The sequence below is a fragment of the Labrenzia sp. THAF35 genome (genome assembly GCF_009363595.1).
GTDB classification, from domain to species: domain Bacteria; phylum Pseudomonadota; class Alphaproteobacteria; order Rhizobiales; family Stappiaceae; genus Roseibium; species Roseibium algicola.
Window position 1 is genome coordinate 4,254,683 of record NZ_CP045380.1, and the last position, 24,311, is coordinate 4,278,993.

Sequence of the window (24,311 nt, forward strand, 5' to 3'; positions counted from 1 at the left end):
GTCCAGAATTTCCGTCTTCAGGCCCGGGTGACAGGCTCGCGCAAGGTCCAGTTCCGATAGTGGGTCAAACAGAACGTTACGTGCATGAAGGGGTTATGCATGCCGGGCCGTGAACACGCCGAAAAACTATGGGCAAACCTGATGGAACTGGGAGTGCGCAGACTTATCGCGCTCGCCTTGATCGGGCTCGCCACAATCGCGACCGTCGGCGCGGGAGCATATTACTTGAGCCGACCGGAACAGACCGTCCTCTATACGGGTCTCGATGGTGAAGACGTCACCCGCATCGGTTCCGCGTTGCGGGACGCCGGCATTCCTTTCGACATCAATTCGGAAGGCTCCGCCGTCATGGTGAGCCATGCGCAGACAGCCAAGGCGCGCATGCTTCTGGCCGAAAAGGGGCTCCCGCGTGGAGCCAACTCCGGCTACGAGCTCTTCGACGAGTTGGGGTCGCTTGGGTTGACGTCCTTCATGCAGGAAGTGACACGGGTGCGAGCGCTTGAAGGTGAGCTTGCCCGAACCATCCAGCTCATGAAGGGGATCCGGGCAGCGCGCGTTCATATCGTGTTGCCAGAGAAAGGATCTTTCAGGCGCGATCAGCAGCCGCCGTCGGCATCTGTCGTCATCCGTTCCGATGTGCCAGACGATGTGCGAACCGCCGATGCCATCCGCCACCTGGTTGCTGCCGGTGTTCCGGGCATGCAAGCCGACAAGGTTACAGTGCTCGACACGTCCGGTGGTATCCTGGCGGCCGGCCAGGATCCGACCAAGGCCTCCGCAGGCCAGCTTGCCAGCCTTGAGACAGCTGTCAGCAGCCGGATCCAGGAAAACATTCGCAAGACCCTGACGCCATATCTTGGCCTGGACAACTTCGAGGTCAGTGTCGCCGCGGAGCTAAACACGGACCGCAAGACGATTGCCGAGACGATTTTCGATCCGGACTCACGGACCGAGCGCTCGATCAGGACCATTCGCGAAAACGAGAACGCTCAGAATTCCAGTGTCTCGGCACCGACAACGGTCGAGCAGAACCTTCCGGAAGAGGATGTGTCCGCGGACAACGGTGAGCGTTCCAGCGAAGAAAACGAGCGGCGCGAGGAAACCGTCAATTACGAGATCTCCTCCAAACGCATCGAGACGTCTCAGGATGGCTATCGTGTCGACCGTCTGTCCATTGCGGTTCTGGTTGATAAGTCCCGTCTTGCACAGTCTCTTGGCGGCGAACCGACCCAGGCTCAACTGGATGAACAGCTGACGGAAATCGAAGCACTAGTTGCTTCTTCTGCGGGGATTGAAAAAGAACGGGGAGACCTGGTCAAGGTTGCTGTCGTCGACTTCATTGACGGCGGCCGGGCCATGGAGCCGATCCCGCCGATCAGCATCACCGAGTATCTGATGCGCCAGTCCGGCAACATCATCAATGCGCTCGCAATCCTGACCGTGTCGATGCTGGTGATCTGGTTCGGTCTGCGGCCCGCCGTGGCTGCACTGGTGCCGCAAATGGCCAAGCCGCAGGTCGAAATGGCCGAACTCGGAATGCTGCCGGAAGCTGCGGAAGGGACTGCAGAAGCAGTCGACGGGGATCAGAACTTCCTGATGCCGCCGGATCATTCCGACATGCTGCAGGACCTCAACAGCCGGCGCAACAAGTCCGCGCTCCGGAAGCTGGAATCCTTGCTGGAGTTCAACGAGGAACAGTCTGCCGCGATCCTGCGCCAGTGGCTCTATGAATCGGAGCGCATCTAATGACCACCTCAATCGCTTCCCATATTCCCGTCCTGTCCGCCTCCAGATTCAAGTCCTTCGGTGCATTCGACCCCGCTCTCGTGGACGTTCTGGAGCCTTGCGAGGAAGCTGTGCCCGAACCCAGCCTGGAAGAACAGCTTCAGGCCGAATACGAGCGCGGCTTGGCGGAAGGCAGTGACCGCACGATGGCTCATTTTCAGGCCATCCTGGAACAGGAGCGCGAGGAGCACGCAAGGCAGCTCAAAGACGAGCGTGACCGGTTCGACATGCGTGAATCGGCCAACGTGAGCGCCTCCATCGAAGGCTTCCTCAATGTGATGGAGCAGCGGATCTCCTATTCGCTTTCCAAGCTTCTTCAACCTTTCCTGACAGAGCAGATCGTCGACCAACTGGTCGATGCCTTTGCCGGCAATCTTCGGCAACTGACCGAGGAAACGGAAGGCAAAATGATCAGGCTGCGCGGACCGGAAACTCTGGTCAGCCGAGTGCTGGAGCAGTTGCCGGCCTTGAGAGACCGGATCGACGTTCAGCATGCTGATCAGGTCGAACTGGTGGCTCTGCTTGACGAGACAACCATTGAAACACGGCTCGGACAATGGCTCGGCCAGCTTGAAGCCTTGAAAGGGGAGGCAGACTGATGTTGGACGGCGTCCCGAATGAAATCGTAATTGTCCGGCGCAAGAACGGCTGGGAAGACGATCAGCTGCCACATGGCGTCTGGAAGATTGCCTACGCGGATTTCATGACCGCATTGATGGCCTTTTTTCTGGTCATGTGGCTGATCAACGTGACCGACGACAGCGTGCGTCGCGGCGTTGCGCAGTATTTCAACCCGGTTAAACTTGCCTCCACGGCTCCGAACCGCAAGGGCCTGAACGATCCGGAGATCAACGGCGATACCAACGAAGCCGGCACCAAGCTTTTCACCGGCAAATTGGGTGGGTCTGATGCGCCGGTCGATCAGGATGAGAACTTCGGTGATGGCCTGGACAAGGGACACAGGCTGGAGGAGGTGGTCGAGACACCGGAGATGGGTGGGGCACCGGCCTCTGGGCAGTTTACCCAGACCCATTCGGAATCGATTCTTTTCACGGATCCCTATGCCGTACTCGACACCCTTTCGCAGAAAATCCGTGTCGCCGATGTGCGGGAGGACAACCCAAAGGGTATCGGCACAGGTCTTCAGAAAAACGAAGGCGTTCAGGGTGGGCAGGCCTATCGGGATCCCTTTGATCCGATGTTCTGGCAGTTCCGTCCTGGCCGAGGTGTCGCCAGTGCCGAGGCAGCTCCTGACGTAAGTTTGCCGGGCGATGGTTCCGCGCCTTCTACCCAGGCTCTGGCCGGTGAATTCGCCTTTGCTGCGCCGTTTGAAGATGGCACGCAACCTGAGACCGGCATTACCCGGCAAAACGGAAACGCTGCCCCTGGAAATGGGCCTAGCAACGGGGACTACATGGCGGAACAATCCGGAACGACGTCCTTTGAATTTGTCGGCAACGGCGCACTTCCCGACAACGGGGATACGACGGATCAGGTCGTCGCTCATGTGCTTGGCAAGTCGCTTGAGACGTCTTCAGCCGAGGTGATCGCTGAAGTCCAGACAGAAACGGTCATTGGTACCGGAGACGGTGAGGGCACTTACGAAGAAGACTTCACGGAAAGCAGTGCCGAGGTACTGGTCGCCCGTCTTTCGGAAGTCCTTGCCCAGACTGAAGGGACTGCTCTTGAGGAAACCGCCAGTCAGATTACGGTGACGAGAGAAGGTGAGGGAGCCTTGATCAGCCTTACCGACGACCAGAACTTCGGTATGTTCGCCATCGGGTCTGCCGAGCCGCGCCCGGAACTCGTCAAACTGCTTGAACGGATTGGCAAGGTGGTTGCCGAAACTCCGGGACAGATTGTCATCAAGGGTCATACGGACGCGCGCCCTTTCAAAAGCAAGACCTATGACAATTGGCGCTTGTCGTCGGCACGCGCTCACATGGCTCTCTACATGCTCACTCGCGGAGGTGTCGGCAAGGACAGGTTCAACCGGGTCGAAGGCTACGCCGATCAGGATCTGAAAGTTCCGTCCGATCCTCTAGCTGCCTCCAACAGGCGGATTGAGATCTACTTGCTGGAAGGGGCTCGGTAATGCGCTGCCTCTCCATAAGGATCCCCTGCTTCAAAGGTCTGCTCCTTGGCTTGATGGCGGCCGTCTTCTGGGTGTCGGCAGGCTGGGCGCAGCAGGTTGGCAAGCAGACTTCGGATCCGGAACCATTTGAAATGATCCGGTCGCTGCAGTCCTTGCAGGAGCAGATCGCACAGGGCAACAGCCATGCGATGCAGGCGCAGCGAGCCTTGCTGACAAAGATGGACGCAAGTTTCGTCGTGTTGCCAGCCGATGCGTGGCAGGAACCGCGCAACGCCCGGGCGGCCGTCATCCATCTTCTGAGTGGCGGACATCCAGACGTAATGCGGTATCTCTTGTCTCTCGATCCGGCACCCGCTGTCGACCGCAAACTCATGGAAGCGTCGCTTGCCTATGTCGAAGGCAGGGAAGAGGACATGATCGTTCTTCTGGCGGAGATCGATCCGCTGGAACTGCCGGCAAGCCTGGGGGGGCATGTCGCACTGGTAAAGGCTGCACCCTACATCCGCACGGATCCGGAAAAGGCGATGGAACTGCTTCAGGTCGCCAGCCTACTGATGCCTGGAACACTCGTCGAGGAAGCTGCTCTTCGCCGGGAAGTCTTCGTCGCTGGGATGACCGGCAACGTCGATCGCTTTCGAGTTCTCAGCATCCGATATCTTCGCCGGTTCCGCACATCGGTTTACGCCGGTGATTTCCGCAGGCGATTTGCCCTGTCACTGGACACGCTCGGATTTGTCAAAAGCGAGGACAAGTTCGCGCTTCTGGATGACGTGCTGCACGAATTCGATGCCGACAGCAGGCGCGGTCTTTATCTTCGGCTGGCCCGTTCCGCCCTGCTGGCAGGCCATCTGAATGTCGCGCGAAAGGCAACGGGAGAAGCGCTGACGCTAACCGTCGACGGCACCAAGGAAAACGAAATCCTGAAGATCTATCTTGCGGCAACCCGTCTCGACCCGGAGTTCATTACAGCCAACCGAGACCTGTTGTGGTCGATCGACAAGTCGATCCTGACAGCGCAGGACCTGGCGATGCTTGACGGCGTCTACACCGTGCTCAACTCGGTCCGGCATTTTCCGGAGCCGCCGCACAACGTGATCGGCGAATTCAACGTCGCGACCAATATGGACGCTCCTGAAGATCAAAGCTGGGTCAGCGCGGACATGGAACTTGCGAATGTTCTGTTGCGCCGGACGGGAAAGTCCCTCGCTCAATTGGGAGAACAGGATGAGCGTTAACACTCAGGCATTCGTTCCGACTGCGCCGAAGTCCGGCAAGTCGACGGACGCTGGAACGGGCGAGCGCGGGCAAACCTCTTCCAAGGAAGCCGCGGCTGCATTCCAGGCCGTCATGCAGAACATGAAAAAAGGCGATGCTGCCGAAGATGCGGCAGGAAAACCCGGGTCTGAAACATCTGATCAGGCAGACGGGGCTGCGGGCGACGCCAACGGCAAGACCGGTTCCGGCAAGGAACAGGCGGCAGGTTCAGCGGCGTTTTCGACCAGCAATCTTGTCGACGCCCTGCGTCAGGCTTCCCAGAACGCACTGTCACGCAAGGCGAAGGATGGCGAAGGCCTGGATGGTGCGGCCGAGGGACAAACGGACCCGAAAGCCGAAACCATGTTGCAGAGTTCGGCAGCGCATGTGGGATTGTCGCTAAATGCGGTGCTGGCTGGAAAAAACGGTCAGGTTCCCTCGTCGCAGGCCCAGTCTGGCGCAGCCCCGATGCCTTCGCTCCTGCAAGGGCAGGCCAACGGCATGCCGGTTGGCGATCCCGATGGACCTGCACAGACCGGAACGTCTTCGCTCTTCGCGCAGTTCGGCGTCGAACCGGAGGCAATTTCCGACGGCGAGGGACGTGGGGCTATTGGCCGGTCCATGTTGCCGGACGAAGCGGCGGGCACCGTCAAGGTTCTGCGCCAGGAAACCCACTTTGCACCGAATATGCGACTCTCCCCCGCGCAACAGGTGGGTGACCAGATCGCCGCTGCGGTAAAGGATATGGCTTCCAGCTCCGCATCACTTGACGGTGGCATAACTGCCAAGGCGGAAGGTCCTGTTCTGAAAACACTGGATATCCAGCTCACGCCACATGAACTCGGCACCGTGAAAGTGTCTCTCAGGATGGTCGGTGATACAGTGGAAGTGTCGCTTGTAACGAGCAGGGCGCAAACTGCGGAACTCCTGAAGCAAGACCGGCAACTGCTCGATCAGATGCTCAGGGCGACCGGGGTCAAGGCTGATGCCATCTCGATCCAGGCCGGAGACGACCGGATCCAGGTCCAGGCGGGAAGCAACGCTTCAGGCCCTCAGGCCCAGAACCAGAACCAGAGTGGCGCTGGTGGCGGTAACCCGTTTGACGGCCAACCGCAGAGTTCCGGCAACGGTGCCGGACAGCAAAATGGACGTCCGGGCCAAAACTCCAGAGAAGACGCGTATCAGCCTTCTGAAACAACAAGAGGAACAGGTCATGAGGAAGGTTCTGACATCAGCCTTTCTGACGGCATCTATCTTTAGTGCTCTCGCCGTTAGCGTGCCTGCGGCTGCCGAGACCCAGAACGTTTGCGAACGCGAGATGATCTCGGCAGCGCGAAAGTACAACGTGCCGCTCGGCGTGCTTTATGCGGTCGGGCTGACGGAAACCGGGCGGCGCAATTCGCTGTACCCCTATGCCCTCAATATCGAGGGAAAGTCCGTGTTTCCTCCCAGCCGGCAAGCCGCGAAGCAGGATGTGATGGATGCACAACAGCACGGCAAGAAGCTGATCGACATCGGCTGTATGCAGATCAACCATCATTACCACGGTGACCAGTTCCGTTCGGTGGATCAGATGCTGGAACCACGTGCAAATGTGCAATATGCGGCAAGGTTCCTGAAGGACCTGAGGCGGCGCCAGGGATCCTGGACGATGGCTGTTGCCCGCTATCACGCGGGGCCGAACAATGATCCCGCGCAAAAACGGTATGTCTGCACGGTGATCCGCAACATGGTTGCTTCCGGTTTTGGAAACTGGACACGGCAGTCCAAGCAATTCTGCGGCGCCTGATCTCTGAAAAGCACCGGACAGCTTGCCCGGTGCTTTCGTTTTGTTTGATAGATAAATTTTTACATAATTAAGTATCTGAATGGAAAGAATAATTATTTTCTCGCAACAGCTTCGCGCAAGTTAGGTCGGTTTGACTGTCTCCAGTTGATTTGGACACAGGAGACCTGTCATGGGCCTTTTCGGAGTTATGCGAACCGGCGTTTCCGGCATGAACGCACAGTCGAGCAAGCTCGGCACAGTTGCCGAAAACATTATGAACTCGAGCACGACAGGCTATAAGCGGGCCCAGTCGGAATTTTCCTCACTGGTCGTTTCGCAAGGGGCTGGCTCGTTCAACTCCGGCGGCGTCGAGGCACACACCCAGTACCAGGTTTCCAAGCAGGGAAACATCAGCTTCACCACGTCGAAGCTTGATCTTGCGGTGGATGGCAACGGCTTCTTCGTTGTCGGCAACGAGGCAGGTGAAAGCTTTCTGACCCGCGCCGGTCACTTCGTTCCGGATGGAGATGGATATCTCCTGAATACGGCCGGCTATTATCTCCAGGGCTATCCGATCACGGGCAACACCGCGCCAACAACCGTTGCCAACGGTCTTGGTGGTCTGGAGCGGATCAACATCACCCAGAACCAGCTGGAAGCCACTCCCACCAGCGAAGCGTTCCTGCGCGTAAACGTGAGTGAAGACGCGGCGATTGTACCGGCGGCGGATCTGCCCTCCGCCAACGCAGCAACCGCGAGCTATTCCCACAAGACGTCCATGATCGTGTACGACAACCTCGGCAACGAGGTGAAACTGGATGTCTATTACTCCAAGGTCACGGAAACGGCTGCAGACAGTGATTGGGAAGTCTCGATCTACAACGCGGCAGATGCCGCACCCGGTGGCGGGTTTCCCTATACTGCTCCGGCATTGAATACCCAGACGCTGACCTTCGACGTCACCACAGGCAATCTCACCGGTGCCAGTGCGACCGCAATCAATATTGCGGTTCCCAACGGTGGCACCTTCGACCTGGACCTTGATCAGTCGACCTACCTGAATGCCGATTTCACGGTCACCAACGTTGATGCGGACGGGAACGCACCGAGTGCGGTGAAGAACGTCGAATTCTCCGACGACGGCACTCTGTTTGCCATCTACACCAACGGGGACCGCCGGGCGATCTACAAGATCCCGCTGGCGGATGTACCGAGCCCGGACAGGCTCTCCAACAAATCCGGCAACGTCTACAGCACGTCATTCGATTCCGGTGATGTCCGGGTCGGTTTCGCGGGCGAGGGCGGCCTTGGCAGCATCAAAGTTGGTGGTCTTGAGGACTCCAACGTCGATCTCGGCAACGAGCTCACCTCAATGATCGAATCCCAGCGCACCTACACGGCCAATTCCCAGGTGTTCAAGGCCGGTTCCGACCTGCTCGAGCAGCTCGTCAACCTGGTCCGCTAACACGGCTCACCCGCCAATCGGAAAGTTATTGTCATGAGTTTGTCTGTAGCCCTCAAAGTCGCCCAGTCCGCGCTGGCCGCAAGGCAGACAGAATCCTCTGTGGTTTCGCGAAACATTGCCGGGGCTCAAGACCCCGGCTACTCGCGCAAATCCGTTCTGTTGAGCCAGACCTATACCGACACCGGTCAGGCCGGCGGCCTCAAGGTCGACGGTATCGGCCGGGTGACGGACAGCGCGCTGTATTCGTCGCTCCTGTCCTCCACCTCCACTGGATCCTCTCAGGAAGCGGTCCTGGCGGGCCTTACCCGTCTCGCTGAAACCACCGGCGATACCCAGAACCACATGTCCGCTGCGGCAAAACTCGGGGCGCTGAAGCTGTCGCTTCAAAACTATGCTTCCGATCCCAGCAACGCGATCCAGGCGCAGGACGTTCTGCAGGCCTCCAAGGACATGGTGCAGACGCTCCAGTCCGGAACGGCACTGGTGCAGGATGTGCGCACCAACGCGGATGCGGACATGGCGACCTCCGTGCGTGAGATCAACACGCTGTTGAAACAACTCGAAGATCTCAACTCGGTTATCGTGCGGGGAACGCAATCGGGGGCTGATGTCACCGATGCCCACGACAGCCGCGACCAGGTTCTGCTCAAGCTGTCCGAGGAAATCGGCATTACCACGCTGAACCGCAGCAATGGCGATATTGTGGTCTACACGGACAGCGGCGTGACGCTGTTTGAAACCAAGGCCAGAGCGGTCACCTTCGAGCCGACCATTGTTTATGGTGCTGCCACCACGGGTAATTCCGTGATGGTGGACGGCGTTCCCGTGGCGGGACCGGGCGCTCTCATGGAGATCAAGTCCGGCAGGCTGCAAGGTCTTGCCGAACTGCGCGACGAAGTCGCGGTGACCTATCAGGGCCAGCTCGACGAAATCGCGCGTGGTCTGATCGAAGCCTTCGCCGAAAGCGATCAGAGCGGTGGCGGCAATCCGGATCAGGCTGGCCTGTTCACGTGGTCCGGTGCACCGGCGGTGCCTGCATCCGGCACCCATATCACCGGGCTTGCTGCGGAAATCGTCGTCAATGCCAACGCCGATCCGGATCAGGGCGGCGACCTGGACAGGTTGCGCGATGGCGGCATCTCCGATCCGTTCGATCCCAATTACAACTACAACCCGTCCGGCGCTGCCGGGTTCTCCGACCGTCTGCAGGAACTGGTTTCCGCGTTTGACAAGGACACCGTTTTCGACAGCGGCGTGGAACTCGATCCGACCGACACGTTGTCCGGCTTTGCCGCTTCGTCCGTCAGCTGGCTGGAAGCCGGCCGAAAGACCATGACGAGCAATGTCGAGGTGCAGACCGTCATTCTCAGTCGGACGGCAGAAAACCTCAACAACAAGACAGGCGTCAACATCGACGAAGAAATGACGCTGCTACTGGAAATCGAGCGATCTTACTCAGCGGCGACACGGCTCATCAGCGCCGTCGACGGCATGCTGGAAGACCTTCTGGCCGCGGCGAGGTAACAGTTATGAAAACCACCAATATCTCCACGATCACACTCGCCGATGCGTCTCGCCGGCAGATCCAGAACCAGTCCAGCCTCGTGCAGAAGCTCAGCATCGAGCTGTCCTCCGGCCGCAAATACGACGTCGGCCTGGATCTTGGGACCAAGACCGGCGAAAGCGTGACGCTTCGGTCCGAGTTTCATTTTCTCAATGGCATCATGGATACCAACGCGCTTACCGCGTCGCGGCTCGATGTCAGCCAGGCGGCAATGGGCGACATTCTGACGGATGCGCAGGACTTTCTGGCGACCCTTGTGGCCCTGCGTGAGAACAACGGCAGTTCGGACATCGTCAAGGCGGATGCCGTCGGCAATCTGGAGCTTCTGACGTCCCGTCTGAACACCCAGCTCAACGGCAATTTCGTCTTTGCCGGCATCAATACGGACCAGGAACCTTTCGCGGATTATTCCGATCCGACGTCTCCGAACAAATTGGCCGCCGATGCAGCGTTCATGACCGAGTTCGGGATGGCGCAATCCAACCCGGGCGTTTCGGGCATCACACCTGCGGCAATGTCCACTTATCTGAACGGTGCCTTCGAGACGATGTTCCAGAACCCGGCCTGGGGCACGTCCTGGTCGAGTGCGTCCAGCAACGTGATGGTCAGCCGTATTTCGGCGAGTGAAACGGTGTCCAGTTCCGTCAGCGCAAACGAGCAGGCCTTCAGAGACCTGGCCGCGGCCTACACGATGATGTCCGACCTCGGTAACGAGGACCTTGATCCCGAAACCTGGAAGGTGGTGGTCAACAAGGCGATCGAGAAGCTCGGCACCGGTATTGCCGATGTCACCAGCCAGATGGGCAAGCTCGGCAATGTGCAGGAGCAGGTCAAGCTGGCGAGTGAACGGTTGAAGGTTCAAACCGACATCCTGAACCGGCGCATCAACGACCTTGAAAACGTCAATCTGGAGGAAACGTCGGTGCGTCTCAACACGGCTCTGACACAGCTTGAGACCACCTATGCGGTCACGGCCCGCATGCAGGGTCTGAGCATTCTCAACTACCTGTGATCGTGGCCGAATGTCTGATTTTTCGTATCAAACCCAACCTTGAGAGGGCCCATGTACAATTTGTCTTACGCTGAGGTTATGGACGATCTTTGCTCTGACCAGCGGCTCAACGAACATGAGGCAATGTCGATCGTGATCGGCAAGCTCAACGTCGCCCAGGAGCGCGGCGTCAAGTCTCCCGAAGCCGTCGACGCGCTGTTCTACACACGGCGCCTGTGGAGCTACTTCCTGGAACACCTGGCGGACGACGCCAACGAACTGCCGATCGAAACGAGAGCCAATCTGATCTCTGTCGGCATCTGGGTCCTGAAAGAGGTCGAATCCTTGCGCCAGTGGGAGCAGGAGGACTTCTCCGACATCATCCAGATCAATTCCATCATCCGCGACAGCCTGGACGGTTAAGCTCATGAAAATCGGTTTGAAAGCGGGCGAACGCCTGTTCATCAACGGTGCGGTGATCCGGGCCGAACGGAAAACCAACATCGAACTGCTGAATGATGCCGTATTCCTGCTGGAAGCCCATGTGCTTCAGCCAGAAGAGGCGACGACGCCGCTTCGCCAGCTCTACTTCATTCTCCAGACCATGATCATCGATCCGGCAGCCGCCGGTGCGGTTCAGGACATGTTCCATCTCGTGCTCGGTTCCGTGAAGTCGGCGTTCTCGAACAAGGAGGTGCTGATGCATCTCGACAAGGTTGAGGAGCTGGCAAAAACGGATCGGTGGTTCGAGGCAATGAAGGTTGTGCGTGCGCTCTATCCGCTGGAGGCAAGCCTGATGCTGGCCGAAAAGAACCGGCGCGCGCAGGAGACCCGGCAGACCGCGCCCCGGCCGGCGCCAAGAGAAAATTTTCAGTACGGCCCCAGGTTGGCCGTTGTTTAAGGAGTGATTAGATGACCAGTGTTGAAGGCGTCAGCGCCACCCAGGGTGCTGCCTCGACTGCATCCGCTCAGAAGCAGCTGACTGTCGACTACGACACCTTCCTGCATCTGATGATGGCTCAGATGCAGAATCAGGATCCGACCAATCCCATGGACGCGTCAGAACAGCTCGCGCAGCTCGCAAGCTTCAGCCAAGTTGAGCAGTCTATTCAGACGAACGCCAAGCTGGAAACGCTTCTGACCAACCTTTCGTTCGGTCAGGTAGATGATCTGATCGGGCGGACCGTGACCGACGCCAACGGCACGACAGGTGTCGTGGAAAAGGTTGAAGTCTATTCCGACGGCACCGTGCTCGCGCTCGACAACGGTCAGGGTGTTCTGCTTGGACCGGGTGTAACCATTTCCTGAGCGGATGGAATGACATGAATGAAGTTGATGCCCTGGACCTGGTCCGGACTGCAATCTGGACGATCCTCGTCGGATCTGCCCCCGCGATCGTACCGGCGATGATTGTCGGTATCGGAATTGCGTTGCTGCAGGCCCTGACCCAGGTTCAGGAAATCACTCTTACCTTCATTCCGAAGATCGTGGCGATCCTGGTCATGATCGTGGTCGCCGGACCTTTCATCGGCGGCCAGATCTACTCGTTGACGACCCTGATCTACAATCGGATCGAAACGGGGTTCTAGCGACGGTCCGCAGGACTATTCTTGCATGGTTTCAGGTGCCGTCGTGGTCCTGAATTTATCTGTCGTCCCGGTTTGCAGCGAAAGCTGTAAGCCGGGATCAGGTCCTTTGCGTTGTCGGCGAAACCTTTCACCTTGGCGCATGTCGCTAATGGATCCAGGCCTTTGCCGCGATGACAAGGTAGATGCGTTTCTCGCATCCATTTCTCCTTGAAACACGACTTGCTTCAAGTGCGAAGGCCGCTCCCTTCAGAGCCTGGAGCGACCATCGTCGGTCAGAGCGCTCTACCTTTCCCGAACTTCCCTCCTGAAATCCTTCTTCAAAAAAGCCTCGCGCAAGCTTCAAGGGCGAGGTTGCCAGGTATCAGACCTGCAGCAGAGAGAAGGCATGACAGACACCTCCCTTTCGCCGGCTGCCGGCAATGCGCCGGACAGCCGCCGCGACGTCGGCTTTGCCATAGGCATCGTCCTAATCCTGGCCGTTCTTTTTCTGCCAATCCCGACATTCCTGATCGATATCGGCCTGGCCATGTCGATCGCACTGTCGGTGTTGATCCTGATGGTTTCGCTCTGGATCCAGCGTCCGCTTGATTTCTCGTCTTTCCCGACGATCCTGCTGATCGCCACCATGCTGCGACTGTCGCTCAATATCTCGACAACGCGCATGATCCTTGCCAACGGCCACGAGGGGCTGAATGCGGCAGGCTATGTGATCAACGGCTTTTCGCAATTCGTGATGAGCGGTGACTTTGTCATCGGTCTGATTGTTTTTGCGATCCTGGTCATCGTCAACTTCATGGTCATCACCAAGGGCGCAACCCGTATTGCGGAAGTTGGCGCACGCTTCACTCTGGACGCGATCCCGGGCAAGCAGATGGCGATCGATGCGGATCTTTCCGCAGGCCTTATCGATGACAAGGAAGCACAGCGTCGGCGCAAGGAACTGGAGGAGGAAAGCTCCTTTTTCGGCGCCATGGATGGTGCCTCCAAATTCGTCCGCGGCGACGCGATTGCCGGCCTTATCATTACGGCTGTGAACATCCTTGGCGGCATCGTCATTGGCGTGACTCGCTATGACATGACGGTTTCCAACGCGGCAGACGTTTTCACCAAGCTCTCCGTAGGCGATGGCCTCGTCTCCCAGATCCCGGCGCTGATCGTTTCGCTGGCGGCTGGTCTGCTGGTGTCCAAGGGCGGCACCAGAGGGTCGACCGACAAGGCTGTTCTCGGCCAGCTTGGCGGCTATCCGCGTGCCCTGTTCGTCGCAGCTATCCTGATGGCCATCTTCGCGTTGATGCCGGGTCTGCCGATGTTGCCGTTCCTGCTGCTGGCGATCCTGATGGGCTTTATCGGCTATGCCATTCCGAGGCGTTTGGCAGCGGCGAAAAAGGTCGAGGACGACAAGATACGCGCAGCGGAGGAACAGGCAAAGCTTGAGGAAAAGGACTCCGTCAAGGAAACGCTCAAATCGGCTGAGGTCGAACTGGTGCTTGGCAAGCAGCTTTCCGCCGAGCTGCTGACGCGAACCGGTGAACTGTCTCGCCGCGTTGCCAAGATGCGCCGGAAGTTTGCCGAGCAGTATGGTTTTGTCGTGCCCGATATTCGGGTCACCGACAGTCTGACGCTTGATCCGAAGAGCTACCAGATCAAGATCCACGGCACCATCATTGCTTCGCAGCATCTGAAAGTGGGTGAACTGCTGGTCATTCCGAACAATGACGAAGCACTGCCGGTACCGGCTGACCAGACGCGTGAGCCTGCATTCGGGATGCCAGCCTACTGGGTGCCGCCTGCGTACAAGGACGAACTCAAGCGCCGCGGCATGACGCCGGCCGAGAACATTACGGTCATCCTCACGCATCTGAGCGAAGTGATCCGCAACAACCTGCCGCAGCTCTTGTCCTACAAGGATATGCGCAAGCTGTTCGACAGGCTGGACCCGGAGTACCAGAAGCTTCTCGACGATATCTGTCCGGCGCACACGTCTTTCTCCGGTCTGCAAGCGGTGCTCAAGCTTTTGCTGGCGGAACGGGTTTCGATCCGGAATCTCAACCTGATCCTGGAAGCCGTTGCCGAGATCGTTCCACACGTCCGCAGATCGGAGCAGGTGGTGGAGCACGTTCGAATGCGCATCGCCCAGCAGATTTGCGGCGACCTTGCAGAAGGCGGCCCTCTGAAAGTGCTGCGTCTCGGAAACCGATGGGATCTAGCCTTCCACAATGCCCTGAAACGGGACGGGAAGGGCGACGTCATCGAGTTCGACATCGAGCCGCAACTGGTGGAGGAATTCGGCACGCAAATGTCCGACGCGGTCAAGAAACACATGAAGGACGGCAGCCGCTTCGCGGTGGTAGCGGCACCTGATGCCCGGCCATACGTACGCATGATCGTGGAGCGCATGTTCCCGACCTTGCCGGTCCTGTCGCATCTTGAAATCGCACGCGGAGTGGATGTTTCCGCACTCGGAAGCGTCTCGTGATTTCCGGCGGCCTCTTTTTCAGCACCTTCAGCTCCTCGCTGCTTCTGGCGGTCTTCCTGTTGTTCTGCCGGATAGGAGCGTGCCTGATGGTGATCCCGGGGTTCGGTAGCAACCGTGTGCCGGTGCATGTTCGCCTGTTCATCGCGCTTTCCGTCGCGTTGGCCTTGTCGCCTCTGTTGGCACCAGGCGTACAGGCGTCCCTGCCGGATGAGCAGCTCGGCACTGTTGCCGGCTTCATCGGGGCGGAGTTGCTGACCGGAGCCTTCATCGGTTTTCTGGGACGCATCTTTCTCGCGGCCCTGGAGACTTTGACGACGCTGGTGTCCATGGCAATCGGCCTGTCGAACATGCCGGGCATGCCGATCGATGGCGTGGATTCCCTGCCGCCTGTCGCAAACCTTTTCACGGTGACGGCAACGGCGATGGTGTTCATCACCAACCAGCATTGGGAAATTCTGCGCGGGCTGGCTGCCTCCTATGAAGCGATCCCGGTCGGGCAGCCGCTGGCGGCCGTAACAAACCTGGAGCAGTTCGCCGAGCAGTTGGGCCGAACCTTCATCCTGGCATTGCGGGTTTGCAGCCCGTTCATCGTCTACACGGTTGTTGTGAACTTTGCCGTCGGCCTCGTCAACAAGCTGACACCGCAGATCCCGGTCTACTTCATCTCCATGCCGTTCGTGATCGCGGGTGGTCTCTACTTTCTTTATCTCGTCATCGCGGAGGCCATCATGATCTTCCTCGACGGCTACTTCACTTGGCTCCAGATAGGTTAGGCAAACCTGACCGTGAAAGGTTCCTGTTCCATGGCAAGAAAAAGTCAGGATATTGAACGTTTGTTCCGGATGCAGAAGCAGATTTTCCTGTTTTCATCCTGGCTACTTCAGAAGCTTGACGCTCAGGTCTTTCAGCTGAACGAAAAGGAAAGACGCATTCTGCTGGCCCTTTCGAATGGCGACCTGGCACAGCACGACAGGTTCATCGCCAACGCTGCCGAGCGGCTGAGACGCATCATCGAGGAGATGTCACGGCTCAGCGAAGCACGCGCAAAGGTGAACTCCGAATATGATCGCCAGCGGTTGATGCTGAAACTCATGGCTGAACGTCTCGCCAGGATGCGTGGGGAGGAACAGCGTGCTGAAGAAGAACGGGACCTGATGGATCTGCTCGACCGCAGATACGGGTGAAAGCCACTTGGCGTGAACGGGGCATATTCGTCGCCGTCCAGCAAGAAGACGCAAGCCTCCCGCAAGCTGCGCAGGCTATTCCTGAGGATGCAAACAAGGTTCGGTTCAAGTGTATTGCTTGCCTTGCCCTGTCGCCTGCCGGGCCTTGTTTGCACCTTATGTTTTTCGAGGAGCCCAGCATGGCGATTTCGCCTCCTTCAGATCTGATCCTGGATGTGTCCAAGGCTGCCGATCCGGTGAACCTTGCTGACGCCACGAACCGTCTCAGGTCCATTTCCGCTGGTGGTTCGGGAGATGGCTTTGCACTTGCCTATGCCAGTGCGACGAACCGGGCAGGAGCCACTGAAGGCAGTTTTCGAACCGCCAATTACGAAGGACCGTCCCAAAAGTCTCCTGCGGAGAAATTTGAGGCGATGATCCTCAGCCAGTTCGTTGAAACAATGCTTCCGGATGACTCCGAAGCGGTCTTCGGGTCCGGAACCGCCGGGGAAATCTGGAAATCGATGCTTGCCGAACAGGTCGCAAACCAGCTTGCCGCTAGTGGTGGTGTCGGTATCGCCGGCCTGATTTCAGATACGCTTGAAAAGGGAGTTAAAGCCTGATGGACGCTGCCAACGATGTTGACTTTCAGGACGTTGCCGTGACCGATCTCGCACTTCAGGAATTCACCCCCGATCCGGTGCGATCCATGCCGCTGGTTGTCGCCGTTCGCCGAGCAATAGGCGCTGTGCGCGAGGAAACCCGAGCGCTTCGTGCAAACCCGACAGCGGACCTGAAGATCTTCGAATACGGCAAGAGCCAGGCTTTGCTTGACCTGTCCAGGGCTCGGACACTCGTGCCGCCGGCGTTCTATTCTGAAGAGCTGCGCGAAGACATCGCCGAATTCAAGGAAGTGCTCGATGAGAATGTCGGCCTGTTGCAACTGCATATGAATGCGGTGACGGAAGTTGTCGGCATGATGTCCAGAACCATGATCGACTTTGAATCCGACGGCACGTATCAGGCACCGTTTCCGGAGAGGGCTCGATGATAAAGACCCTCGTTGCCGGCCTCTGGATGTCTGCCACCATGCTGGCGTCCGGTTACGGCACCACGCAGTATCTGGCAGCCCAGAAAAGGGTCGGCGACGATGAGCCGGCGTTTGTAGGGCTGGATTATGAGACAGTGAACCCGGTCAACGTGCCGATCCTGTTTGATGGCACGCTGCAGGGATATGTGGTGATCAAGATGGTCTTCACAGCGGATGGCGATACATTGCGCCGCCTGCCTGTGCCGCCACACCCTTTCCTGGTGGATGAAGCCTTCCGGGTACTCTATTCGGATGAAACCCTCGATTTCCGTAGCCTGGAACGTTACGACCTGGAGGCTTTCACCGAACGTCTCAAGAAAACCACCAACGCTCGTCTCGGCCGACCCGTGGTGCACGATGTCCTGGTGGAGGAATTCAACTATTTCGACAAGGAAGACGTGATCACGCACTAGCCGCCGATCCTTGTCTTGTACTGAAAAACTTCTTCTGCCGCCTCCCAGGCAATTGGCGCCCAGTTTCGGCTGGGCGCTTTTTTTTTGATCCTCACCGCGGCCTGTTTTGTGCTTGATGGAACAGGACTATTCGGAAAACCTACGGAATAGACCGAGCGCAGAGTGCACGACTTTGCCTGGTACGGTTTGGAGGATAGGCCCATGAAGACGATACCGGTATCGAGCAGTAGTGGCTCAATCGATCTGACTTCCGATGATATCCAGGTTTTGGAAAACGCAGTTGAAATCCTGCTTTATTCCGATGTTGAAGACGGTGAGCAGGCGAGGGAAATGCGGCTGACCGGAAAAAGCCTGCACGAAATCATGGAGCGCTTGTCGACGCTTCTGAGAGAGTGACTTGGAGCGATGGCAGGTCAATATAAATTCGTGGTGCTTGTTTCGCGGCATTTAGTGAATGCCGATTTCAGCCATCAGTATCGAAAATCGTGTCGATCGCCTGGAAGATGGTCTTGTAGACACCGATTTCGTCTTTGGCGAAATCTCCGTGTGGCACCGCTCTTTTTGCTTCGGCAATCAAGTCGGCCTTGATGGCTGCCAGATCCACTTGCGTACCCATCGGCCGATTTGAGAGCTCCACGTGCAGGCGTTTGGCGATCCCGGCATAGGCGACGATTGCAGTCACCATGTGGGCGGGATCCTCCGGGATCTGGATTTTCTTCATACGCGCCGTTTCTCTGGTTTCAGTTGCAGGTAGTTTCCAGGTCCGGAAGACCCGAAACGCGCGGCAGGGCCAACAGCATATGGTGCTAGGCTGGCAGAATTGAAGCAAGTTGGCGAATTTCGGTAAGTTGCCGATGGGGCAGGCGAAATAGCGGGCCGGCACACTGTTCGCACCTGTGCGGACGAGTTGACTGACAAACTGCAAATTATTTGGGATGCCTGAAACGCAACTACCGCAACCGGGCGTCCTTCAGGGCCTCAAGCAGCAGTTCCGTTTCTTTCGCCTTGTTGCCACCGGCGTCCGGCACTTCAACATAGGAAACGTTGACTGCATTGTCCGGCCAGGCGAGGACGGCGGTAAAATAGATCCAGACACCCTTGTTGAAGAATTCCAGGTCCAGGGAAATGCGCGGGGTGGTTTCCCACTCGACATCTGCCTGTGCGGCCATGGAATAGCGCAAGGAGCCTTCCTTGAAGAAGAGCTCGGCCGATGTCTTGATCAATTCATCGATATTGCCGTGCTGGTCTGTTCGGATATAGGCGACGAAGTCGACCACATCGACCAGTTTCAGATCTTCGATAAATTCGGTCAGAGCAGAGGCAATTGCTTCCTGGCGCTGCCGGTCGCATTCCAGTGGCGACGGTTTCGTGCCGTTGCCTTCAGGCATATCGTGCATTCCCCGGACCTCCAAATACATTAAATTATACAGCAGTTTTGGTCTGGCGTGAGTACACGTAGCAAATGATTTCCGCAACTGCTCTGTAGAATTCCGGCGGGATCATCCTTTCAACTTCTGTAGCGGCGTAGAGAGACCGTGCAAGTTGCCGGTCCTCGATCACGGGAATATTGTTCGCCTCGGCGATCTCCCTGATCTTCAGCGCAATCAGATCCTGCCCTTTAGCTACAACAATCGGGGCAGGGTTTTGGTCCCCGTCGTAGCGCAAGGCAACAGCGAAGTGTGTCGGATTGGCAACAATGAGGGTTGCTTGCGGCACGGCTGACATCATGCGGTTTCGTGCCCGGTCGCGCGCGAGCGAGCGTTGCCGGGCCTTGACGATCGGGTCGCCTTCCATCTGCTTGTGCTCGTCCTTGATCTCCTGCTTGCTCATGCGCAGGTTCTTGCGCCAGTGCGAGCGGGACCAGAGAATGTCGACTGTAACCAGTAGAATGGTAACGATGCAGACGCCGGCGATCAGCTTCATCGATATCTGAAGGATCGCTTCGGGAAGTGCGCTTGGATCTGTGAACATGGCGTTGATCAGTTCCGCTTCATTCGCCCGGAACTGGCCATAGACAATGGCGCTGACCGTGGAGAACTTGAAGACTGCCTTGAGGAACTCCACAAGGCCCTGGGCTCCGAATATGCGGCTCCAGCCCTTCGCCAGCGAGAGCTTGGAGGCATCCGGCTTGATGCGGTGAAAAACGATGCTGGGCGTGTTCTGCAAAAAGGCGGACGCAAGACCGGACACGGCAAGCAGTGCGACAATCGGGGCGAGGAAGACCATGACCTCGATCGACACCGCATGGGAGAGCAACAATGCGTCGGCGCTGTTTCCAAGATCCACTCCTCCCGAAAGGTCCAGAAGATGCGTCAGCGTTTGCACGAGCTGACTCGATGCCGATGTAACAACGAAACTGCCGATCAAGAGCGTCGCGATAAATGTTGCCAGAACGGGGGCTTCCCGTGAGACCGGGGTGTTGCCCTTTTCTATGGCATCGCTGATCTTTTTCTCGGTCGGTTCCTCTGTTTTTGAATCCTTGTCTTCTTCCGACATCCAGCCACCCGGTGTTCAGGCTCAGATCACGTCGAACCGCTTGCAAAGACGATTACGCAAAGAATGCGCCTTCGTCCTGCTTCGGATTCAGCTCGATTTCGCCACGCGACGCCATTTCCAGTGCGAGGTTGGTGATCGCACTGCGGGCATCCAGAACGTCGCGCTGAGCGGCCGGTTCGCCGGCTGCAAGTTCGTGTTCGGCGATACGACGTGCGCGTGATGTCAGCGATGACAGGATCACTTCCCGGAACTGGGCATTGGTTCCCTTCAGTGCCAGCACGATCCGGTCCGTCGGGATCTGATCGAAAATCGCCATGCGGGTCCGGGCGTTGAGATTGGTGATGTCGTCGAAGGTGAAGAGCAGACCCTTCAGAAGTTCTGCGGTTTTCGGTTTCACCTCGTTCAAGTTCTCCAGAGCGTCTTCCATGTGCTCGCGGTCCATCTTGTTGAGAATGTCCGCCATGCGAGCATGGGAGTCGGCTTCCAGGGTGCCCGACAGGTTGAGCATAAAATCCTCATGCATTGTCTTTTCGACGTCGCGCATGATTTCCGGCACAACCGCCTTGATCGACAGCATGCGCCGGACAAGAGAGTTGCGCGTCTGGTTATTGATCTGGCCGAGAACCTTTGCTGCTGCACTCGGCTTTATTTTTGTCAGGATCAGCGCTGCGGTTTGCGGGTGTTCCTTCAGGAGATAGTTTGCGAACACCGTTTCGGAAACCGTGGTCAACCGGTCCCAGATGGACCGGTTGGAGTTGCCGAGCACGTCCGACATGATGTCTGCAAGCTGATCGTCCGGCAGGACACCTTCCAGCATTTTCTCCACTTCGTTGGCCGAACCATAAAGCGTCGTGCCATGAGAGAACTGCTCGATGAATTCCTCGGCCAGTCGATCAAGTTCTTCCGATGCCACTGTGCCGAGCTGAGCTGCGGAGACGGTGATCATCCGGATTTCTTCCTGATCGAAATGCCGGAGCAGTTTCTGCGAACTCGTCTTGCCCAGCGACAGCAGCAGAGCGGCCACGCGCTGTGTACCGTTCATTCGGCGGGCAGGCGGAGCTGGCGGCTTGGCCAGGTTTGCAGCGGTTGCTGCGGCGGCGTTGGCGGAATTCATCATTTTGTCACTTCAATCCTAAGGAGACAGCCTTGGGCAAACCGGAGAATGTGAGGCCGGAGAAATTCGACCTCAGATATCCATACCGCCGGCCTGGGCGCTCATGATCTCCGTCAGCGAAACGCCGAAGCGCGAGTTGTCGTCTTCCACGACCACTACTTCTCCGCGGGCTATGACACGGCCGTTGACCACGATGTCGATCGGTTCGCCGACACGATGATTGAGCGGAATGACCGCGCCGCGACCGAGTTTAAGGAGGTTGGAAACCAGCATGGTCGCAGATCCGAGAACCACCTGGATGTTCACGGGAATGCCGAGGATGGTGTCGAGATTTCGGTCGTCACCGATGGTATCGCCATTCTGGTTCTTTTCCGGCGATTCCACTTTGGCAAAACTCGCGGCATCGGCCGGGCGGGTTTTCGGGCCTTTTTCAGCGTCGATGTGATCGATGATTGTTTCGGACATTACATCTTATCCTTCTGGTTCATGGAGACCGTGCGGAACGGGCTTTGCAGCGAATTGTCGATACGGTGGACGCGTGTCGGCGCCTGTTGATGGACCTGGCCGCGATGAATGGTCGTTTCCTTGCGCCCGCCGGACTGAGCGGAACCGGCGGCGCCAGCTGCCTGCTCGCCTGCAGTGTCGTCGGCGAAGATGTCGATGTCGTCGCGAACGGGCGCAAAACGTTTCGGGTCATGCAGGACGGCGGTCGCCTTGGAGAGCTCCTTCAGCTCCGCGCGCAGCACGGACTGCTGGCGCTTTGCCTCACGAGTCAGACCGTCGATTTCCGCGATCAGCTCCCGAGCATCGTCCATCCGGTTGCCGAGCGCATTGAGGATCTGTGCACCCTTGACGTTGATCTCCTGGATCGAGACCTCGATGCCGTCGAGCGCGAGGGCGGTCTGATCGAAGATACGCTGGTAGTCATCGTGGTAGCTGCCCAGTCGGCGCAGCTCCCGGTGCATGGAAAGCATCCGGACCGTGGTCGCGACAAGCGCGAGCAGGAGAACGCCATCAACGATTGCGGAGATCATCGAACAGATCCTTTTCTTCCTCATGGATGAGCTCTTCGATCTGCAACGTGTAGGATCCGTTCAACTGTCCAAGCTGGCAGGTGAAGACGGGCTGGTCGTTGCAGGCGAGTGTGACCGGAGAGCGGGCTGTCGCCTGAAGTTCGATGACCTGTCCGACCCGGAGGTTTGCAAGGTCGCCGAGCGACATTTCACGTTCTTCGAGAATGGCTTCCAGCTTGACTTCGGTGCGCTGGATCTCGTTGTGGAAATGCTGGGTCCACTGTTTGTCGCGGCTCGACATCTCACCGGACAGAACCTGGGAAAGGCGCTGCCGCAGCGGGTTGAGTGTCGAGTGCGGCATGACGATGAACACTTCGCCGCCACGCCCGATTGCCTGTTGCAGCAGGCGAGCAACCACGGCAGGGTTGTTCCGCCGGCCGACCACCGCAAAGTCCATGCGGCTTTCGATGCGCTCGATCTTCAGCGTTGTTTCCGCAATCGGGGCAAAGCTCTCGGCAAGTGCCTTGGCGGCTACCTCGAACATGGTGCGCGCGATCCGCGTTTCGATGTTCGAGAAGGGGCGTTCATCATCGATGGGAGGCTCGGTCCCGTCAGCACCGAAGAGGACATCCACTAGTGTGAAGATGAAGTCCCGGTCGAAGCCGACGAGTACACGGGCGTCCCATTCCGGAGAATAAAGCACGGCCACCAGAGCATTGGATTCGAACTCATCGAGTACGTCGCCGATGCGGTTGTTTTCAACGTAGCTCACCGAAATGTAGGACGGTGAGGGGGACTTCTGGCGCATGGCGTCGGCCATCAGGCGGGCCATGCGGTCGAACACCACCGGAAGCATCGGCAGGCGGTCAACGGAAATTCCGGCGGCATCCAGCAGTCTGTCGGCGATCATCGCGCGTTCGGAGCTGGAAGCATTGGAGCTTGCGGTCGCTGCTTCGATCATGGCTTAGGCGGCTCCCTGCAGATCCTGGACGTTATCGGCACCAGCGCCGCCAGCACTCATCGTCTCGTTTTCAACTTCGTCGATGGTTGGACGGTCGTAGTCGGAGATGGTCTTGCGGCCATGCTCCAGGGCGATCTGCGGATCGGCGCCGTTCATGAAGGCAAGCAGGGTCTGCTTGACGACGATGTAGGTACGAAGGCGGGACTCGCGGACGTTGCGGATCTTGGAGGCGATCGGGCCGAACAGCGAGTAGGAGAAGAAGATGCCGACAAACGTGCCCACGAGTGCCGCGCCAATCAGGCTGCCCAGCAGCTGAGGGGACTGGTCGATGGCGCCCATGGCCTTGATGACACCGAGTACGGCCGCGATGATGCCGATGGCAGGCAATGCATCAGCGATGCTGCTCATGGCGTGGTACGGCTTCATCTGGTCGCGGTGGATCGTGTGAAGTTCTTCGTCGACCAGCGCTTCGATTTCGTGAGCGCGGGCATTTCCGACAATGATCAGTCGGAAATAATCGCAGATGAAGGTTGTCAGGCTGGCATTGCGCAGGACCGACGGATACTTCTGGAAAATCGGAGAAGTATTCGGGTCTTCAATGTGCGGCTCGACCTGGTTGCGGCCCTTGGCGCGCAGCTCACGCATCAAGCCGTAAAGAAGTGCCAGAACGTCGAGATATTCCCGCTTGTTGGGAACTGCGTTGCGCAGCGCATCCGACACGGCAACCAGGGTTCCTCTGATTACCTTCATTGGATTGGCAACGACAAAAGCACCGATAGCGACGCCAAGAATAATGACGAGCTCCCACGGCTGCCAGAGGACGGAGACTTTGCCTCCGAGTGCGGCAAAGCCGCCTATAAGGGACGCGCCTGCTATGATCAGGCCGATAAGAATAGTCACCTAACAGCTCCCAACTGGTGTGGATTGCAACTCTGATTGGGAGGACGCTAGCGGCCGAGACTTGCCTGAAGCTGACGCGCGAAAGCCTATTGGAAATCATCTCCGGTCGTCAGCCTGGCGTAAGGTTTGCGAGTGAGTGTTCCCCGAAAGCCTGCCCGCCATGGGCCCGCAATG

At 58.0% G+C, this 24,311-nt stretch carries 28 protein-coding genes; 20 read left to right on the plus strand and 8 right to left on the minus strand.

Annotation, left to right across the window (positions count from 1 at the left end; all coding sequences use genetic code 11):
* Positions 1-99: 99 nt before the first annotated feature.
* From fliF to FIU93_RS19595, 20 genes are all read left to right on the plus strand, one after another.
* The gene (fliF, locus tag FIU93_RS19500; protein WP_152506478.1) at positions 100-1,746 is read left to right on the plus strand and encodes a flagellar basal-body MS-ring/collar protein FliF; all 1,647 of its coding nucleotides are present in this window, start codon (positions 100-102) and stop codon (positions 1,744-1,746) included.
* Positions 1,746-2,384 (plus strand): hypothetical protein, encoded by a 639-nt coding sequence (locus FIU93_RS19505; RefSeq protein WP_055654457.1) that lies wholly within the window; start codon positions 1,746-1,748, stop codon positions 2,382-2,384. Before fliF ends, FIU93_RS19505 begins: the two co-directional genes overlap by 1 nt.
* Entirely contained in the window at positions 2,384-3,880 is a 1,497-nt protein-coding gene (locus FIU93_RS19510; protein WP_152506479.1) for a MotB family protein, read from the plus strand. The genes FIU93_RS19505 and FIU93_RS19510 overlap by 1 nt, the downstream gene beginning before the upstream one ends.
* Complete coding sequence (locus FIU93_RS19515; RefSeq protein ID WP_152506480.1) at positions 3,880-5,115, plus strand: chemotaxis protein; 1,236 nt, start codon at positions 3,880-3,882, stop codon at positions 5,113-5,115. Before FIU93_RS19510 ends, FIU93_RS19515 begins: the two co-directional genes overlap by 1 nt.
* The gene (locus FIU93_RS19520) at positions 5,105-6,394 is read left to right on the plus strand and encodes a flagellar hook-length control protein FliK (RefSeq protein WP_173017360.1); all 1,290 of its coding nucleotides are present in this window, start codon (positions 5,105-5,107) and stop codon (positions 6,392-6,394) included. Before FIU93_RS19515 ends, FIU93_RS19520 begins: the two co-directional genes overlap by 11 nt.
* Positions 6,348-6,923, plus strand: coding sequence for a transglycosylase SLT domain-containing protein (locus FIU93_RS19525; protein WP_055654450.1), 576 nt, complete (start codon positions 6,348-6,350; stop codon positions 6,921-6,923). The genes FIU93_RS19520 and FIU93_RS19525 overlap by 47 nt, the downstream gene beginning before the upstream one ends.
* Positions 6,924-7,092: 169 nt before the next feature.
* Positions 7,093-8,367: a flagellar hook protein FlgE gene (locus FIU93_RS19530; RefSeq protein ID WP_022998510.1), complete on the plus strand. Its 1,275-nt coding sequence runs from the start codon at positions 7,093-7,095 to the stop codon at positions 8,365-8,367.
* Between the two features lie 33 nt (positions 8,368-8,400).
* Entirely contained in the window at positions 8,401-9,891 is a 1,491-nt protein-coding gene (gene flgK, locus FIU93_RS19535) for a flagellar hook-associated protein FlgK (protein WP_152506482.1), read from the plus strand.
* Positions 9,892-9,896: 5 nt separating this feature from the next.
* Positions 9,897-10,943, plus strand: a complete 1,047-nt coding sequence (locus tag FIU93_RS19540) for a flagellar hook-associated family protein (protein ID WP_152506483.1) — start codon at positions 9,897-9,899, stop codon at positions 10,941-10,943.
* A gap of 51 nt (positions 10,944-10,994) precedes the next feature.
* A complete protein-coding gene (gene flaF / locus FIU93_RS19545) occupies positions 10,995-11,345 on the plus strand; it encodes a flagellar biosynthesis regulator FlaF (protein WP_022998513.1) in 351 nt (116 codons plus the stop codon).
* A gap of 4 nt (positions 11,346-11,349) precedes the next feature.
* Entirely contained in the window at positions 11,350-11,823 is a 474-nt protein-coding gene (flbT, locus tag FIU93_RS19550) for a flagellar biosynthesis repressor FlbT (RefSeq protein ID WP_022998514.1), read from the plus strand.
* Between the two features lie 11 nt (positions 11,824-11,834).
* A complete protein-coding gene (gene flgD / locus FIU93_RS19555) occupies positions 11,835-12,230 on the plus strand; it encodes a flagellar hook assembly protein FlgD (RefSeq protein ID WP_022998515.1) in 396 nt (131 codons plus the stop codon).
* 14 nt (positions 12,231-12,244) lie between these two features.
* The gene (gene fliQ, locus FIU93_RS19560) at positions 12,245-12,511 is read left to right on the plus strand and encodes a flagellar biosynthesis protein FliQ (RefSeq protein WP_022998516.1); all 267 of its coding nucleotides are present in this window, start codon (positions 12,245-12,247) and stop codon (positions 12,509-12,511) included.
* A 385-nt stretch (positions 12,512-12,896) separates the two neighbouring features.
* Complete coding sequence (flhA, locus tag FIU93_RS19565) at positions 12,897-14,987, plus strand: flagellar biosynthesis protein FlhA (protein WP_055654445.1); 2,091 nt, start codon at positions 12,897-12,899, stop codon at positions 14,985-14,987.
* Positions 14,984-15,760, plus strand: coding sequence for a flagellar biosynthesis protein FliR (gene fliR / locus FIU93_RS19570; protein WP_152506484.1), 777 nt, complete (start codon positions 14,984-14,986; stop codon positions 15,758-15,760). The genes flhA and fliR overlap by 4 nt, the downstream gene beginning before the upstream one ends.
* A gap of 30 nt (positions 15,761-15,790) precedes the next feature.
* Positions 15,791-16,171 (plus strand): flagellar biosynthesis protein R, encoded by a 381-nt coding sequence (locus tag FIU93_RS19575; protein ID WP_152506485.1) that lies wholly within the window; start codon positions 15,791-15,793, stop codon positions 16,169-16,171.
* Positions 16,172-16,350: 179 nt separating this feature from the next.
* The gene (locus FIU93_RS19580) at positions 16,351-16,773 is read left to right on the plus strand and encodes a rod-binding protein (protein ID WP_152506486.1); all 423 of its coding nucleotides are present in this window, start codon (positions 16,351-16,353) and stop codon (positions 16,771-16,773) included.
* Entirely contained in the window at positions 16,773-17,201 is a 429-nt protein-coding gene (locus tag FIU93_RS19585; protein WP_152506487.1) for a hypothetical protein, read from the plus strand. The genes FIU93_RS19580 and FIU93_RS19585 overlap by 1 nt, the downstream gene beginning before the upstream one ends.
* Entirely contained in the window at positions 17,198-17,653 is a 456-nt protein-coding gene (locus tag FIU93_RS19590; RefSeq protein ID WP_022998522.1) for a hypothetical protein, read from the plus strand. Before FIU93_RS19585 ends, FIU93_RS19590 begins: the two co-directional genes overlap by 4 nt.
* 201 nt (positions 17,654-17,854) lie before the next feature.
* Positions 17,855-18,049: a hypothetical protein gene (locus FIU93_RS19595; RefSeq protein ID WP_152506488.1), complete on the plus strand. Its 195-nt coding sequence runs from the start codon at positions 17,855-17,857 to the stop codon at positions 18,047-18,049.
* A gap of 67 nt (positions 18,050-18,116) precedes the next feature.
* Here FIU93_RS19595 and FIU93_RS19600 read toward each other — a convergent pair whose 3' ends face one another.
* From FIU93_RS19600 to motA, 8 genes are all read right to left on the minus strand, one after another.
* Entirely contained in the window at positions 18,117-18,374 is a 258-nt protein-coding gene (locus FIU93_RS19600) for a hypothetical protein (RefSeq protein WP_077292797.1), read from the minus strand.
* Positions 18,375-18,603: 229 nt separating this feature from the next.
* Positions 18,604-19,050: a hypothetical protein gene (locus FIU93_RS19605; RefSeq protein ID WP_022998525.1), complete on the minus strand. Its 447-nt coding sequence runs from the start codon at positions 19,048-19,050 to the stop codon at positions 18,604-18,606.
* Between the two features lie 25 nt (positions 19,051-19,075).
* The gene (gene flhB, locus FIU93_RS19610) at positions 19,076-20,149 is read right to left on the minus strand and encodes a flagellar biosynthesis protein FlhB (RefSeq protein WP_055654437.1); all 1,074 of its coding nucleotides are present in this window, start codon (positions 20,147-20,149) and stop codon (positions 19,076-19,078) included.
* Between the two features lie 52 nt (positions 20,150-20,201).
* Positions 20,202-21,266 (minus strand): flagellar motor switch protein FliG, encoded by a 1,065-nt coding sequence (locus FIU93_RS19615; RefSeq protein WP_022998527.1) that lies wholly within the window; start codon positions 21,264-21,266, stop codon positions 20,202-20,204.
* Between the two features lie 69 nt (positions 21,267-21,335).
* A complete protein-coding gene (gene fliN / locus FIU93_RS19620) occupies positions 21,336-21,728 on the minus strand; it encodes a flagellar motor switch protein FliN (protein WP_022998528.1) in 393 nt (130 codons plus the stop codon).
* A complete protein-coding gene (locus FIU93_RS19625; protein ID WP_075283157.1) occupies positions 21,728-22,297 on the minus strand; it encodes a hypothetical protein in 570 nt (189 codons plus the stop codon). The genes fliN and FIU93_RS19625 overlap by 1 nt, the downstream gene beginning before the upstream one ends.
* Positions 22,278-23,237, minus strand: coding sequence for a FliM/FliN family flagellar motor switch protein (locus FIU93_RS19630; protein ID WP_022998530.1), 960 nt, complete (start codon positions 23,235-23,237; stop codon positions 22,278-22,280). Before FIU93_RS19630 ends, FIU93_RS19625 begins: the two co-directional genes overlap by 20 nt.
* A 3-nt stretch (positions 23,238-23,240) precedes the next feature.
* On the minus strand, positions 23,241-24,137 hold the full coding sequence (gene motA / locus FIU93_RS19635; protein ID WP_022998531.1) for a flagellar motor stator protein MotA: 897 nt from the start codon (positions 24,135-24,137) through the stop codon (positions 23,241-23,243).
* Between the last annotated feature and the right edge of the window lie 174 nt (positions 24,138-24,311).